Source organism: Streptosporangium brasiliense (genome assembly GCF_030811595.1).
Classification (GTDB): domain Bacteria; phylum Actinomycetota; class Actinomycetes; order Streptosporangiales; family Streptosporangiaceae; genus Streptosporangium; species Streptosporangium brasiliense.
Genome location: NZ_JAUSRB010000002.1, coordinates 3,416,636 through 3,429,979 on the forward strand (window position 1 = coordinate 3,416,636; position 13,344 = coordinate 3,429,979).

Below are 13,344 nucleotides of genomic sequence, written 5' to 3' on the forward strand. Positions count from 1 at the left end.
CGCGACCACCCGGTCACTCCGGGGGGTCGAAGTGGGCCGCGACCACCCGGTCGACGAAGACCCCGGCGGAGCCGAGATAGCCCGCCGGGTCCAGGGCGGCCTCCAGCTCCTGCGCCGTCAGAGCCAGGCCGGGCCCGGCCAGCAGCGCCTCGCGCAGCGACAGGCCCTCGGCGGCCGCCCGGGCGCAGGCGGCGTCCACCAGCCCGCGCGCCTCAGGGGTGCCGCCGAGCCGGGCGACGACGTGCTCGGCCATCGGCAGCCCCCGCGCCGCGCCGAGGTTGGCCCGCATCCGCGCCGGGTCGACGGTCAGGCCCTCCAGCACCTCGCCGAGCCAGGACGCGGCGCTGCCGGTGAGCCGGAGCAGCTCGCCGAGCGTCTCCCACTCGGCCTGCCAGGGGCCGGCGGCGCGCTCGTGCTCCTGGACCATGCCCGCGAGCACCGAGGCCACCAGGCCGGGGACGCGCTGGACGCAGGCGAGCACCGACACCGCGCCCACCGGGTTGCGCTTGTGCGGCATGGCGCTGGAGCCGCCCCGGCCGGGGGCCGACGGCTCGGCGGCCTCCCCAACCTCGGTCTGGGCCAGCAGCTTCACATCAGTGGCGATCTTGCCGAGCGTCCCGGCCGCCGTGCCGAGGGCGCAGGCCAGCCGGGCGACCGGGGCGCGGTCGGTGTGCCAGGGCAGGACCGGCTCGGCCAGGCCCAGCCCGGCCGCCAGGCGCGGCAGCACCTCGTGGCCCCGGCCGCCGAGGGCGGACAGGGTGCCCGCCGCCCCGCCGTACTGGACCGGTAGCGGCAGCTCCGCCAGCTCCGCCCGCGACCGGTCCAGCGCGCTCAGCCAGCCCGCGGCCTTGAGCCCGAAGGTGATCGGCACCGCCTGCTGCAGGACCGTGCGCCCGGCCATCACGGTGTCGCGGTGCCCGGCCGCCAGGCGCGCGCACGCGTCGGCGCAGGCGGACAGGTCGGCCAGGAGTGGCGCGAGGGCGCGGCAGGCGACCAGCATCGCGGCCGTGTCGTTGATGTCCTGGCTGGTCGCGCCGTAGTGCACGTATCGCCGCAGCTCGGGCTTGACCCGCTCGCGCAGGGCCGCGACCAGGGGGATGACCGGGTTGCCCGCCGGCGCGGCCCGGCCGCCCAGCTCGGCGAGGTCGAACAGCTCCGGCCGGCAGGCCGCCCCCAGCGCCTCGACCGCCTCGTCCGGGATCAGGCCGATCCCCGCCTGGGCGGTGGCCAGCGCGGCCTCGACGTCCAGCATCGCCGCCAGCCACGCCGCGTCCGACACCTCTGGCGCGGCACCGCCCCTGGCGAACATCCCCGAGAACAGTCCGTCGCGCGCCGACAAGGTCATGCTCACCTCCAGTAATGATGATGTCGACAGATTGTCACGTATATGGGTGAGCGTCGCGGTGAACGTCAAACACCTTCCAGAACGACGGCCAGCCCCTGGCCCACCCCGACGCAGATGGCGGCCAGGCCGTAGCCGCCGCCGCGACGGTGCAGCTCGTGGGCGAGGGTGCCCAGGATGCGGGCGCCCGAGGAGCCGAGCGGATGGCCGAGGGCGATCGCGCCGCCGTTGACGTTGACGATCTCCGGGTCGAGGTCCGGCCACTCGGCCAGGCAGGCCAGGGACTGGGCGGCGAAGGCCTCGTTGAGCTCGACGGCGCGCAGATCGGACCAGGTGACACCCGCGCGGCCGAGCGCCGTGCGGGCGGCCTCCACCGGTCCGATGCCGAACAGGTGCGGCTCCACGCCGACCGCCGCCCGCGCCGCGATCCGCGCCAGCGGCGTACGGCCGGCCCGCCCGGCCCCCGCCTCGTCGCCGATGAGCAGGGCGGCGGCGCCGTCGTTGAGGGGGGAGGCGTTGCCGGCGGTGACGGTGCCGCCGGGGCGGAAGACCGGCCTGAGCCGGGCGAGCGCCTCCGGCGTCGCGTCGGCCCTGACGCACTCGTCACGGTCGAGGGCGTCGAGCGGGGCCACCTCGCCGCCGAAGACGCCGCGCTCCCAGGCCGCCGCCGCGCGCCGGTGGCTGCGGAGGGCGAAGGCGTCCTGGGCCTCGCGGGTGATCCAGTAGCGGTCGGCGAGGATCTCCGCGCCCTCGCCCAGGGCGACCGTCCACTCGGCCGGCATCAGGGGGTTGACCATGCGCCAGCCGAGGGCCGTGTCGTGCAGGGTCTGCGGCCCCCGGTCGAAGCCGCGCGGCGGTTTGGGCATCACCCATGGCGCCCGGCTCATCGACTCCGACCCGCCGGCGATCACCAGGGAGGCGTCGCCCACGGCCACGGCGCGGGAGGCGGCGACGGCCGCCTCCAGTCCGGACCCGCACAGCCGGTTCACGGTCGTGCCCGGCACCGTGACCGGGAGCCCGGCGAGCAGGACGGCCATCCGCGCGACGTCGCGGTTGTCCTCGCCCGCGCCGTTGGCCGCGCCGAAGAACACGTCGTCGACGGCCGCCGGATCGAGGCCGGGGGAGCGGGCGGCCAGCGCGCGGACCACGTGCGCGGCCAGGTCGTCGGGGCGGACGCCCGACAGCGCGCCGCCGTGGCGGCCGATGGGCGTGCGGACCGCGTCGAGGACGAAGACGTCGTTCATGGCCGGGTCCTCCCGCTGTCGCCGGTGAGGTGGCGCAGGACGCCGAGCTCCTCGGGGGTGGGGGGAGCCGTCTCGCGCAGCTCGGCGGCCGTCGCGAGGTCCCAGCCGGTGGCCGCGCGGGCCTGGTCGAGGGTGACGCCGGGGTGCAGGTGGGTGACGACCAGCTCGCTGCTCGCCGGGTCGGGTTCCAGGATCGCCAGGTCGGTGATCACGGTGCGGGGGCCGCCGCCGCGCAGGCCGAGGCGCTCCCGGTCGCCTGGACCGGAGCCGAAGCCGACGGAGGTGACGAAGTCCACGCGGTCGACGAACGCGCGGCGGCTCTGCCGTACGATCACGGTCACCTCGCGGCAGGAGGCGGCGATCTCGGGGGCCCCGCCCGCGCCGGGGAGGCGGACCTCCGGGTCGGCGTAGGGGCCGATCACGGTCGTGTTGATGTTGGCGAACCGGTCGATCTGGGCGGCGCCCAGGAAGCCGACGTCGATGCGGCCCGGCTGGAGCCAGTAGTTGAAGATCTCCGGCACGCTCACGACGGCGTCGGCGGTGTCGGCCAGCACGCCGTCCCCGATGGACAGGGGCGGCAGGTCCGGCCTGGCGCCGATGGTCCCCGACTCGTAGACGAGCACGAGGCCGGGGGCGTGGGTGCGGCGGGCGAGGTTGGCGGCGGTGCTGGGCAGGCCGATGCCCACGAAGCACGACTGGCCCTCGCGCAGCCGCCTGGCCGCCGCCACGGTCATCATCTCGTCGGCGGTGTAGGCCGCGGTCATCGGCCGGCCTCCGGGCCGGGGCCGGGGGCGTGCCCCGCGGACCGGGCTCCTCGCGGGGGGACGGGTACGGCGCTCATCGGCGGGCCTCCGCTCCGGGGGTTCATCGGTGGGCCTCCGCTCCGGGGGTGAGGACGTGTCGGGCCATCCAGGCGGTGAAGGTCTCGCGGTCGCGGCTGATCCCGTCCCAGGCGCGGTAGAAGTCGTTGTCCCGGGTGGAGTAGCCGGCGCTGTAGGAGGGGTGGGAGCCGCCGGGGGCCTCGGACACGTGGGTGATCGCCCAGCCGGGCAGCACGATCGCGCCGGGCCGTGGCTCCAGCTCCTCGACCACCTCCTCCACGGTGACCAGGGAGCGCCGCGCCGCCAGGACGGCCTCCTTCTGCACCCCGGTGATCCCCCACAGCTGCACGTTGCCCCGCCGGTCGGCGCGCTGGGCGTGCACCACGGCGACGTCGGGGTTGAGCGCGGGGACGGCGGTGAGCTCCTCGCCGGTGAACGGGCAGGTGATCGGCCGGACGCGGGCGGTGTGGGCGGGCAGGCCGGTGCCCCGGTAGCCGCGCAGCACCGCGAAGGGCAGTCCGGAGGCCCCGGCGACGTAGGCGTTGGCGATGCCCGCGTGGCTGTGCTCCTCGATCTCCAGCGGCGCGGGCCAGCGGTTCTGCACCGCGTCGCGGAAGCGGTGCAGCGACCCCACCCCGGGGTTGCCGCCCCAGGAGAAGACCAGCCGCCGGGCGCAGCCCATCCCGATCATCTGGTCGTAGATCAGGTCGGGGGTCATCCGGATCAGCGTGAGGTCGCGGCGGCCCTGCCGGATGATCTCGTGTCCGGCCGCGTAGGGGATCAGGTGGGTGAAGCCCTCCAGCGCCACGCTGTCACCGTCGTGCACGAGATCCGCCATCGCGTCGGCGAGCGGAACCACCGTGGCCATCGCGCCCCCTCGTAGGTATGTTCGTCATGCGGACGACTGTTCTTTCAGCGAACATACTGACCCGCCGTCTGGAAGGTCAATGCAGGGAAATATCGCGAAATACACCTTCCGGTGGTCTGCGCCGGGACTATGGGAAAGTGGGGCAATGACTGATCGGGGACTCAGGCTGTCGCGGGCCCTGCTGATCGCCGGGTTCGTGCTCGCCTCGCTCAACCTGAGGCCCGCGCTGGCCGGGGTCTCGCCGGTGCTGAGCGAGATCATGGCCGACCTCGGGCTGAGCGCGGCCGGCGGCGGGGCGATCACCACGGTGATGGTGGTCTGCCTGGGGGTGCTGGCCCCGCTCGCCCCGCTGCTGGCCCGCCGGGTCGGGCTGGACCGCACGCTGCTGGCCGGGCTGCTGATCCTGGCGGCCGGGGTGGTGCTGCGTGCCGCCGGGAGCGTCCCGGCCCTCTACGCGGGGGCGGCCGTCGCCGGCACGGCCATCGCCATCATGAACGTGGTGATGCCCGGCGTCGTCAAGCAGCACTTCCCCACCCGTGTCGGCCTGTTCACCTCGGTCTACGTCTCCGGCCTCGTGCTGGGCGCCGCCGCCGCGTCCGGGCTGACGGTGCCGCTGGAGCGTGCCACCGGGTACGGCTGGCGCGAGGCGACCGCGACGGCCGCCGTCCCGGCCGTGGCGGCGGCCGTGCTCTGGCTGCCCCAGGCGCTGCGCTCCCCGGCGCGCCGGGGGAGCGCCCCCCGGTCCTTCCGCGCGGTGCTGGGCAGCCGGGTGACCTGGGCCGTCACCGCCTACATGGGCCTTCAGTCGCTGACCTTCTACATCATGCTCGCCTGGGTGCCCACGATCTTCCGGGACGCGGGGCTCCCCGCCGACCAGGCGGGCTACATGCTCGGCCTGACCAACCTGGCGCAGATCGCCGCGACCCTCACGGTCCCGATCCTCGCGGGGCGGGTCCGGTCGCAGGTGCCGCACGTGACGGCCGCGACCGTGCTGACCATCGCGGGATACGTCGGCGTGCTGGCCGCCCCGGCGACCCTTCCCTGGCTGTGGATGACGGTGCTGGGCCTGGGGCAGGGCGCCTCGATCGCGCTCGCCCTGCTGATCATCACGCTGCGCGCCCCCGACCCCGCCTCGGTCACCGCGCTGTCGGCCGTCGCCCAGTCCGCCGGATACGTACTGGCGGCGCTCGGCCCGTTCCTGATCGGGGTGCTCCGCCAGGGCTCGGGCGGCTGGACGCTGCCGCTGCTGGCCGGGCTCGGCGCGTGCGGGCTGCAACTGGTCGCCGGGTTCCTGGCCGGCCGCCCGGTGGCCGCCGGCACGGAGAAGGCGCATTCCGCCGCCATTGCAAAATAGGACAAAAGCCGCCGAAACCTCCAGAGTGGACTGCCCGTCGTGTCCAAGGCACCTGACGGTCGTGTCGAAGGCACCTGACGGTCACCTCCGGCCCCTACGGTCCTGCGCATGATCCGTAGGCTCCTGCCCGTGGCGCTGGCCGTCCTCGTGAGCGGTACCGTCACCGTTGTGCTGCACCAACCCGAACCCGCGACGGCCGACCGCCGTGGCGACGCGCCCATCGTCATCGGCCACCGGGGCGCCAGCGCGCACCGGCCCGAGCACACGCTGCTGTCCTACGAGGCCGCGATCGCGCTCGGCGCCGACTACATCGAGCCCGACCTGGTCTCCACCAAGGACCACGTGCTGGTCGCCAGGCACGAGAACGAGATCTCCGGCACCACCGACGTCGACAGCCGCCCCGAGTTCGCGGCGCGCCGCACCACCAAGACGATCGACGGGCGCCCGGTGACCGGGTGGTTCACCGAGGACTTCACCCTCGCCGAGCTGCGTACGCTCAGGGCCGAGGAGCGCGTCCCCGACCTGCGCCCGGACAACACCGTCTTCAACGGCCTCGCGCAGATCCCCACCTTCGAGGAGATCGTCCAGCTCGCGCAGCGCCACGGCGTCGGCGTCTATCCCGAGACCAAGCACCCCAGCTACTTCGACTCCATCGGCCTGTCCCTGGAGGAGCCGCTGCTGGAGACGCTCACCCGGTACGGCTGGAACGGGCGGCGCGACCCGGTCTTCATCCAGTCCTTCGAGACCGCCAACCTGCGCGAGCTCAGGGAGCGGACCCGGCTGCCGCTGATCCAGCTCATCACCGCCACCGGCGCGCCGTACGACTGGACGGCGGCCGGAGACCCGCGCACCTACGACACCATGGTCACCCCCGAGGGGCTGCGCGAGGTGGCGGGCTACGCCGACGGTATCGGCGTGGACACCCGGCGGATCGTCCCGGCCGGTCCCGACGGGCGCCTCCTGCCGCCCACCACGCTCGTCGCCGACGCCCACCGGGCCCGCCTGAAGGTCCACACCTGGACCGTCCGGAACGAGAACTCCCAGCTCCCGGTGGACTTCCGGCTCGGCGACCCGGCCAACCCCGCCTTCCCCCGCGCCACGGGCGACGTGATGGGCTGGCTGGAGAAGCTGTACAAGCTCGGGCTGGACGGCGTCTTCGCCGACGACCCCGGCGTGGCCCGGGCCGTCCGGGAGCGTCTCCTGTAGCACGGTGACCACGGCGATCCAGATGACCGGGCGACCCACGGACGGCCATCCGGATCGCCGGGCCGGCTACCGGTGACCTCCGGCGGCGCCTGGGCTGAGGCGGCCGCCGGAGGTCCGAGCGAGGTCCGCGGCCACCGCGCGGTGAGCGACGGTGAGCGGCAGAGACCTCAGGGTGGGGGGTGTCAGGCGACGGCGACCTCGTCCATGGGACGCAGCTCGTCGGCGTAGCTGACCGACACGCGGCGCATCACGCCGCTGTCGCTGATGGAGTACTGGCCCAGCCGCCACAGCGGCGGCGAGTAGGCGTGGATGGAGACGCTGCCGTCCACCGCGCCGGTCAGCCGGTGGATGTGGTCGGGGCCGAAGGAGAACGACTCACCGGCCGAGACCACGGTCTCCAGGTGCTCGCCGCCGATGCGGGGGTTGCACTCCAGCAGCGTCCCGGCCACCACCCGGACCGCGCCGGAGGAGATGTCGTGGTCGTGCCAGCCGGTGTCGTCCTCCGGCCGCCAGCACAGCAGCCAGACGTCGACGTAGGCGTCCCGGTAGAGGGAGGCGTAGTGGCGGCCGCCCTCCTCGGGGAAGTCGACCTGCTCCTCCCAGCGGGAGGGGTCGGCGGCCAGTTCGTCGACCAGGTCGCGCAGCTCGCGCCGGTCGAGGGTGCGGGCGGGCAGCTCTCCGTAGCTCATCGCCGGCCTCCTGGGAGCGCACAGCGCTCACTGCCCTGGGACTGGTTCACGTTCACTTGCGCGACTCCTTCCGGTTCAGCAGGCGGTTGGGATTGGTGACCGCGACGGCGTGCCGGGCGGCATCGCCGAGCGCGGGGTCAGGGGCCCTGGCGTAGGGCTCGTCCGAGCCGTTGACCACGACGTCGATGCCGAGCTCGCGGACGATCGCGTCGATGGCGCGCGGGCCGTAGGAGGATGTCTCCACGTACATGTCCGGGTCCACCTGGCCCCGGCCCTCGCCGGCCCGGTTGAGCAGCCGCTCGGAGTGGAGCGGGGCCAGCCCGGCCAGCAGCGCGAAGCAGACCCGCAGCCCGGGGTGGCGGTGGCGGCCGAAGGCGGAGAAGGCGTACCAGGAGGCGTGCATCTGCTGCACGTACGGCACGACGGCGGGCCACCAGCCGGGGCCCTCGGGCTCGGCGGCCGGTCCGGGGTGCACGAAGAGCGGCAGGTCGCGGGCGGCGAGCACGTCGAGCAGCGGGGCGACCCTGGCGAGGTCCGCGCCGGTCGCCACGGCCGTCGCCGGCAGCTGGAGCCCGGCCGGCCCCTGGTCGAGCGCCTTGGCGAGCCGGGACGGGTCGATCTCGCTGAGGCAGGTCGCGGCCCAGGCCCCGAACGGGGCCGGCAGGGCGAGGGCGTCCTCGTGGTAGGCGTCGATGATCGGCCAGGCGTCCTCGGGCGGCAGCGACTCGATGCCGAGCGGGCTGGACAGCGAGACCAGGGCCAGGTCGAGCCCGTCGTTCAGCGCCAGGCGCCTGGTGAGGTCGTGGTCGGCGGGGTCGACCTCGTAGGCGGGTTCGCCGTCGAGGTGGAGGGTCCAGCCGTCGAGGCGCGGTGGGACCGTGCGGCGCCGGAGCGCGTCCACGAACGCGGGCGTCCACAGGTGCTGGTGCACGTCGACGGTCATTTCCCTCCTCCTTTCGAGATATTCCCTACCTAGAATATAGGTAACCGCTCTGACCTTACTACGTATTCAGGTGACGCGTTTCAGTGAACCGTTTCAGTGAACCGTTTCACCTCTTGTGTGTCAATGCCCTAAAACGCCGTGATGTACGGAGAACGGCCCTCTCGGGAGGCTGGAGGCATAGGCTGGCCGGGTGCCCCAGCCCCGGAAACGAGCGACGATACGCGAGGTGGCGAAGGCCACCGGCCTCTCACCGGCCTCGGTCTCGTATGCCCTGCGAGGGATGCAGGTCTCGGAGGAGACCATCGAGCGGGTGCGCCGGGCCGCCGCCGAGCTCGGCTACGAGGCCGATCCCATCGCCCGTGCGCTGGCCAGCGGCCGGACCGGGATGATCGGCCTGCTCTGCGGCTCCCTTGAGGACCTCTGGCAGCAGGCCCTGGCGGTCGGTATCGGCCGGGCCCTGAAGGACAACGACCGCTACGCGCTGATCCTGGACGCCACCGGCGACCCCGTGCGGGAGCGCACGCTGGCCAGGCAGCTCCGTGACCAGCGGGTGGACGCCCTGATCGTGCAGCCGGTGGACCCGGCCGCGCCGCTCTGGTCCGAGCTGTGCGAGAGCCTGCCGGTGGTGTCGATCGGCGACTCGCTGGCCGGGGCGCGCACGGCGGGAGAGGTCGTGTTCGACAACCGCGCCGGTGTGACCCTGGCGCTGGAGCACATGCGCGACCGGGGCCACCGGCGTGTCGCCGTCCTCACCCCGACCCGGGCCAGCACCCCCGACCGCCCCGCCGACGTGCACGTCCTGGCCGAGGCGGGACGGCTGGGGCTGGACATCGAGGTGGTCACCGCGCCCCAGGCGCTGACCGCCGCCACGGACGTCGCCCGGCGGATGCTCGCCGACGGGCACCGGGCGTTCTTCTGCTTCGCCGACTCGATCGCCTACGGGGTGTACGCCGCGGCGGCCGAGCGGAACCTGCGGATCCCCGCCGAGGTGTCGGTGATGGGCTACGACGACCACCCGATGTCGGGACTGCTCAGCCCGGGACTGACCACGGTCGACTGGGACATCGACGGCATCGTCCGCGCGGCCGTCCGTTTGGTCGTGGCCGCCGCCGAGGGCAACACCCGCCGCCGCCGGATCGTCCAGGCCCCCGAACTCCGCGAACGCGGCTCGGTGGGCTGACCCGCGCCCCACACCCGGGCCGCGCCTGTCCCGTGTCCGCCCACCCGCGCGTGCCGTGCCGTGCCTGCCCGCGCGGCCGCTAGGCGAGATCCGGCAGGAGCTCGCCCGGCGCCGGGGAGACCGGCAGCGGCCCGTCGGGCAGCGGCCCGTCGGGCAGCGGCCCGTCGGGCAGCGGCCCGCCCGGCGGCGGGCCGCCCGGAGGCAGGCCACCCGGCGACCGGGACCCCGCCCGCGCGTGGGGCCCGCACATGAGGCCGGGCAGCATCCCGCGCGCCGCGTCGAGGTCGGCGTCGAGGGGGCGGTCGGCCATCCGGGCGTCAAGGCCGACGTCGCAGGGCAGGCCCCGCTGGCGCAGCGCCCGGACCGCCGCGACCAGCTCGCAGGCCAGCACCGTTCCGAGCGGTTCGAGGGCGGACAGGGCCGAGCGCGCGGCCTGGGGGGTGAAGCTCGCGTGGTCCTCGGTCCCCAGGGAGAGCACGGCGGTGCCGAGGGTCACCGGGGAGGCGAGCTGGCGGAGCTCGGCCAGGGCCGAGTGGGCGACGTATTCGAGGATCATCACGCCGGACAGGCCGGGGCGCTCGGCCAGGAAGGGCAGCAGGCCGGTGTGGGCGGGGTCGGTCAGGGTGGCGAGCCGGGCGGCGCTCAGCGAGGCGGTCTGGACGACGGCGGCCCTGAGCGCGTCGAGGGCGAGCGCGACCTTGACGGAGTGGAAGTTGCCGTTGTGCCAGGCCCGCCCGTCGGCGATCAGTGGATTCTCCGGGGCGGCGTTGAGCTCCTCGGTGACGGCCCGCTCCGCGCGGTCGAGGGCGTCGAGGGCGGCGCCGTGGACCTGGGGGAGGGCGCGGTAGCCGTAGGGGTCCTGGACCCGGCGCGGGAGGGTGGCGCCGATCAGCTCGCGGAGCCCGGCCGCCACCGCCGCCTGATCCGGCCTGCGCTGCACGGCCTGCGCGAGCGGTTCGAGCGAGGCGTCGATCGCCTGGAAGGAGTGGGCCGCGACCGCTGTCGTGGCGGTGAGGACGGCTCTCAGGCGGTGGCAGGCCAGGGCCGCGTCCGCGAGGGTCGCCGCGCCGGAGCTGATGAAGGGGAGGGCGTCGCTGGAGGCCAGCGCGTATCGGGGGCCGGGGCCGCCGCCGGTGCCGGGGGGCGGTGTCCAGGGGAGTTCGCCGAGGAGGCAGAGGGCGGTGGTGGCCAGCGCGGTGAGGTCGCCGGTGCCGATGGCGCCGTAGGTGCGGATCGGGGGGGTGAAACCCTGGTTGACGGCGGAGGCGAGAACGGGCAGCAGGCCGGGGTTGAGGCCGGAGCCGCCGGTGAGGAGCTGGTTGAGGCGGACCACGAGGGTGGCGCGGGCGCGCGCCTCCCCGATCAGCGGACCGGCGCCGCCGGCGTGGCTGCGGAGCAGGTCGAGACCGGCGGCCTCGACCGGGACGCCCTTGTTGGCCCCCACCCCGGTGGTCTGGCCGTACAGCGGCCCGCTGAGGGAGCGGGCCGTCTGCCAGGCGGTCTCGGCGCGGTCGGTGGAACCCAGCAGGATCCCGGAGCCGTGCGCGGCCCGGTGGACCTGCTCGCAGGTCAGGCGGGCGCCGTCGAGGACAACCGTCATCGGGTCAGTCGCCGAACACCAGGTCGAGCAGCCAGCTCACCACGCCGACGACGATCGCGCCCCAGAACGCGGCCCAGAACCCCTCCACGTGGAAGGGCAGGTTGGCCTGGGCGGCGATCCAGCTCGTGAGCAGCAGCAGGCCGGCGTTCACGACGAGGGCGAACAGGCCGAGGGTGAGGACGTAGAAGGCGCAGCCGAGGGTCTTGATGATCGGCTTGAGGACCGTGTTGATCACACCGAACAGGAGGGCGACCGCCAGGAGCGTCCCGATCTGCATGGTGGTGGTCTCGGTGGTCACCGTGATGCCGCTCACGAGTTTGGTGGCCACCCACAGGGCGGCCGCCACGGCCAGGATCTTGATGATGATTTTCACGTTTCGGCATCCTCGCATGGGTCGTCGGATGGGCGATAGATCCGCAGCATTAGATGCGGATATATCAGGACACTAGGCACTTTGAGGGCGCGGTGGGCGCCGGAACCGTGGCGGACCGGGCACGAGGGGATCCCGGACGGGCCCAGGGGGCCACGCGGACGCGGAGAGCCTCCTCCCGTGACTCCACGTAGTTGCGAGGTTAAAGGTTTCATAGGCGGCCCGTCGCTCCCCCGGCGGAGGGGAATGGCTCCCGGCGAGAGCATGTGCCGCCGAGGGAGGCCTCACCATGTCCAACGAAACATCCAGCGGCTCCGGGGCCGCCGGCCGTACGGCGTCGCGGGAGATCCGGCTCGCCTCACGGCCCGAGGGCTGGCCGACGGAGGAGAACTTCGAGCTCGTGGAGGTGGGGGTCCCCGCCCCCGGTGAGGGAGAGGTCCTCGTCCGCAACCGCTTCATGAGCGTCGACCCGTACATGCGGGGACGGATGAACGACACCGAGTCCTACGTCCCGCCCTTCGAGCTCGGCAGGCCCCTCGACGGCGGCGCGGTGGGCGAGGTCGTCGAGTCGCGCGCCCCCGGCCTCGCCGCCGGCGACCTCGTCCTGCACGGGTACGGCTGGCGGGAGTACGCGCTCGTCCGCGCGGACCAGGCCCGCAAGATCGAGGAGATCCCCGGGGTCCCCCTCTCGGCCTATCTCGGCGTGCTCGGCATGCCCGGTCTCACCGCCTATGTGGGACTGCTCGACATCGCCGCGTTCAAGGAGGGCGACGCGGTGTTCGTCTCCGGGGCGGCCGGGGCGGTGGGCAGCCTGGTCGGGCAGATCGCCCGGCTGAAGGGCGCCTCGCGGGTCGTGGGCAGCGCGGGATCGCAGGAGAAGATCGCCTACCTGACCGGGAAGCTCGGCTTCGACGCCGCCTTCAACTACAAGACGGCCCCCGTGCGACGGCAGCTCGCCCAGGTGGCCCCCGACGGGATCGACGTCTATTTCGACAACGTCGGGGGTGAGCACCTGGAGGCGGCCCTCGACGCGCTCAAGACCTACGGCCGGGTCGCGATGTGCGGGGCGATCTCCGTCTACAACGCCGCCGGACCGGTCCCCGGCCCGAGCAACCTCTTCCTGGCCGTCGGCAAGCGGCTCACCCTCCGGGGTTTCATCGTGGGCGACCACTACGACCGCATGACCGACATGATCAGGGAGGTGGGCGCCTGGCTCCGCGACGGTGAGATCACTTTCGAGGAGACCGTCGTCGACGGCCTGGAGAACTCCCCCAGGGCGTTCATCGACATGCTCGCCGGTGCCAACACCGGCAAGATGCTCGTCCGGTTGGCCCGGTGACCGTGCATAATCCTCACAATCTGGGGGCAGGAGGGGCGAGAGGAGGTGGGTTAGGTGGAAACGGACGAGCTTGAGGCGCTGTCGGCCCAGGAACTACATGATCGTGCGGTCCGATATGCCGTGCACCACGGGGACTTCGCCTTCCTGTGGGATCTGCTGAAGGTGATCCCGGCGGCCGAGGCGTCGGCCGGCAACGAGACCGAGACGGCCAAGGACCTCAGCCGGGTCTCCGCCCTGCTCAGCGATGCCATGGCGTCGGGTGAGGGCCGGCTCGGCGAGGCGCTGCGTCCGTTCTACATCGACTACCTCTCCAAACATCCCGAGGCGTAGCCGGCCGTGGCTCCGGCCGTTCCGGTCCCCGGCCGCTTCGGTAGGGTGACCGGCAAGG

General features: G+C 73.7%; 13 protein-coding genes. 5 read left to right on the forward strand and 8 right to left on the reverse strand.

Annotated features, from left to right (window positions below; translation table 11 throughout):
• Positions 1–13 precede the first annotated feature (13 nt).
• The 4 genes from pcaB to J2S55_RS24380 all read right to left on the reverse strand — a co-directional run bounded on the left by pcaB (position 14) and on the right by J2S55_RS24380 (position 4,275).
• Positions 14–1,345, reverse strand: a complete 1,332-nt coding sequence (pcaB, locus tag J2S55_RS24365; RefSeq protein ID WP_306875557.1) for a 3-carboxy-cis,cis-muconate cycloisomerase — start codon at positions 1,343–1,345, stop codon at positions 14–16.
• A gap of 65 nt (positions 1,346–1,410) precedes the next feature.
• On the reverse strand, positions 1,411–2,586 hold the full coding sequence (locus J2S55_RS24370; RefSeq protein WP_306865278.1) for a thiolase family protein: 1,176 nt from the start codon (positions 2,584–2,586) through the stop codon (positions 1,411–1,413).
• A complete protein-coding gene (locus J2S55_RS24375; RefSeq protein WP_306865281.1) occupies positions 2,583–3,350 on the reverse strand; it encodes a CoA-transferase subunit beta in 768 nt (255 codons plus the stop codon). The genes J2S55_RS24370 and J2S55_RS24375 overlap by 4 nt, the downstream gene beginning before the upstream one ends.
• A 100-nt stretch (positions 3,351–3,450) precedes the next feature.
• Positions 3,451–4,275: a CoA transferase subunit A gene (locus tag J2S55_RS24380; RefSeq protein ID WP_306865283.1), complete on the reverse strand. Its 825-nt coding sequence runs from the start codon at positions 4,273–4,275 to the stop codon at positions 3,451–3,453.
• Between the two features lie 145 nt (positions 4,276–4,420).
• On the opposite strand from J2S55_RS24380, the gene J2S55_RS24385 reads away from it, so the two are divergent.
• Entirely contained in the window at positions 4,421–5,629 is a 1,209-nt protein-coding gene (locus J2S55_RS24385) for a CynX/NimT family MFS transporter (protein ID WP_306865285.1), read from the forward strand.
• A 108-nt stretch (positions 5,630–5,737) separates the two neighbouring features.
• Positions 5,738–6,835, forward strand: a complete 1,098-nt coding sequence (locus J2S55_RS24390; RefSeq protein ID WP_306865288.1) for a glycerophosphodiester phosphodiesterase — start codon at positions 5,738–5,740, stop codon at positions 6,833–6,835.
• Positions 6,836–7,017: 182 nt separating this feature from the next.
• On the opposite strand, the gene J2S55_RS24395 is transcribed toward J2S55_RS24390, so the two are convergent.
• Positions 7,018–7,524 (reverse strand): cysteine dioxygenase, encoded by a 507-nt coding sequence (locus tag J2S55_RS24395; protein ID WP_306865289.1) that lies wholly within the window; start codon positions 7,522–7,524, stop codon positions 7,018–7,020.
• A 52-nt stretch (positions 7,525–7,576) separates the two neighbouring features.
• Positions 7,577–8,467: an amidohydrolase family protein gene (locus J2S55_RS24400; RefSeq protein WP_306865292.1), complete on the reverse strand. Its 891-nt coding sequence runs from the start codon at positions 8,465–8,467 to the stop codon at positions 7,577–7,579.
• A gap of 226 nt (positions 8,468–8,693) precedes the next feature.
• Between J2S55_RS24400 and J2S55_RS24405 the strand changes: the two genes are divergently transcribed.
• Positions 8,694–9,647: a LacI family DNA-binding transcriptional regulator gene (locus tag J2S55_RS24405; protein WP_306865295.1), complete on the forward strand. Its 954-nt coding sequence runs from the start codon at positions 8,694–8,696 to the stop codon at positions 9,645–9,647.
• 79 nt (positions 9,648–9,726) lie between these two features.
• On the opposite strand, the gene J2S55_RS24410 is transcribed toward J2S55_RS24405, so the two are convergent.
• The gene (locus tag J2S55_RS24410; protein ID WP_306865298.1) at positions 9,727–11,247 is read right to left on the reverse strand and encodes an aromatic amino acid lyase; all 1,521 of its coding nucleotides are present in this window, start codon (positions 11,245–11,247) and stop codon (positions 9,727–9,729) included.
• Positions 11,248–11,251: 4 nt separating this feature from the next.
• The gene (locus J2S55_RS24415; protein ID WP_306865301.1) at positions 11,252–11,620 is read right to left on the reverse strand and encodes a phage holin family protein; all 369 of its coding nucleotides are present in this window, start codon (positions 11,618–11,620) and stop codon (positions 11,252–11,254) included.
• A 286-nt stretch (positions 11,621–11,906) separates the two neighbouring features.
• Here J2S55_RS24415 and J2S55_RS24420 point away from each other — a divergent pair, with 286 nt between their 5' ends.
• Together J2S55_RS24420 and J2S55_RS24425 are read left to right on the forward strand one after the other, a co-directional pair.
• Positions 11,907–12,956: an NADP-dependent oxidoreductase gene (locus J2S55_RS24420; RefSeq protein WP_306865303.1), complete on the forward strand. Its 1,050-nt coding sequence runs from the start codon at positions 11,907–11,909 to the stop codon at positions 12,954–12,956.
• 54 nt (positions 12,957–13,010) lie between these two features.
• Positions 13,011–13,286: a hypothetical protein gene (locus tag J2S55_RS24425; protein WP_306865306.1), complete on the forward strand. Its 276-nt coding sequence runs from the start codon at positions 13,011–13,013 to the stop codon at positions 13,284–13,286.
• Positions 13,287–13,344 lie beyond the last annotated feature (58 nt).

What these genes read in the sequence shown, in the direction of transcription:
- pcaB (WP_306875557.1), bottom strand. Translation starts at nt 1,345, where the DNA reads ATGACCTTGTCGGCGCGCGACGGACTGTTCTCGGGGATGTTCGCCAGG.
- J2S55_RS24370 (WP_306865278.1), bottom strand. Translation starts at nt 2,586, where the DNA reads ATGAACGACGTCTTCGTCCTCGACGCGGTCCGCACGCCCATCGGCCGC.
- J2S55_RS24375 (WP_306865281.1), bottom strand. Translation starts at nt 3,350, where the DNA reads ATGACCGCGGCCTACACCGCCGACGAGATGATGACCGTGGCGGCGGCC.
- J2S55_RS24380 (WP_306865283.1), bottom strand. Translation starts at nt 4,275, where the DNA reads ATGGCCACGGTGGTTCCGCTCGCCGACGCGATGGCGGATCTCGTGCAC.
- J2S55_RS24385 (WP_306865285.1), top strand. Translation starts at nt 4,421, where the DNA reads ATGACTGATCGGGGACTCAGGCTGTCGCGGGCCCTGCTGATCGCCGGG.
- J2S55_RS24390 (WP_306865288.1), top strand. Translation starts at nt 5,738, where the DNA reads ATGATCCGTAGGCTCCTGCCCGTGGCGCTGGCCGTCCTCGTGAGCGGT.
- J2S55_RS24395 (WP_306865289.1), bottom strand. Translation starts at nt 7,524, where the DNA reads ATGAGCTACGGAGAGCTGCCCGCCCGCACCCTCGACCGGCGCGAGCTG.
- J2S55_RS24400 (WP_306865292.1), bottom strand. Translation starts at nt 8,467, where the DNA reads ATGACCGTCGACGTGCACCAGCACCTGTGGACGCCCGCGTTCGTGGAC.
- J2S55_RS24410 (WP_306865298.1), bottom strand. Translation starts at nt 11,247, where the DNA reads ATGACGGTTGTCCTCGACGGCGCCCGCCTGACCTGCGAGCAGGTCCAC.
- J2S55_RS24420 (WP_306865303.1), top strand. Translation starts at nt 11,907, where the DNA reads ATGTCCAACGAAACATCCAGCGGCTCCGGGGCCGCCGGCCGTACGGCG.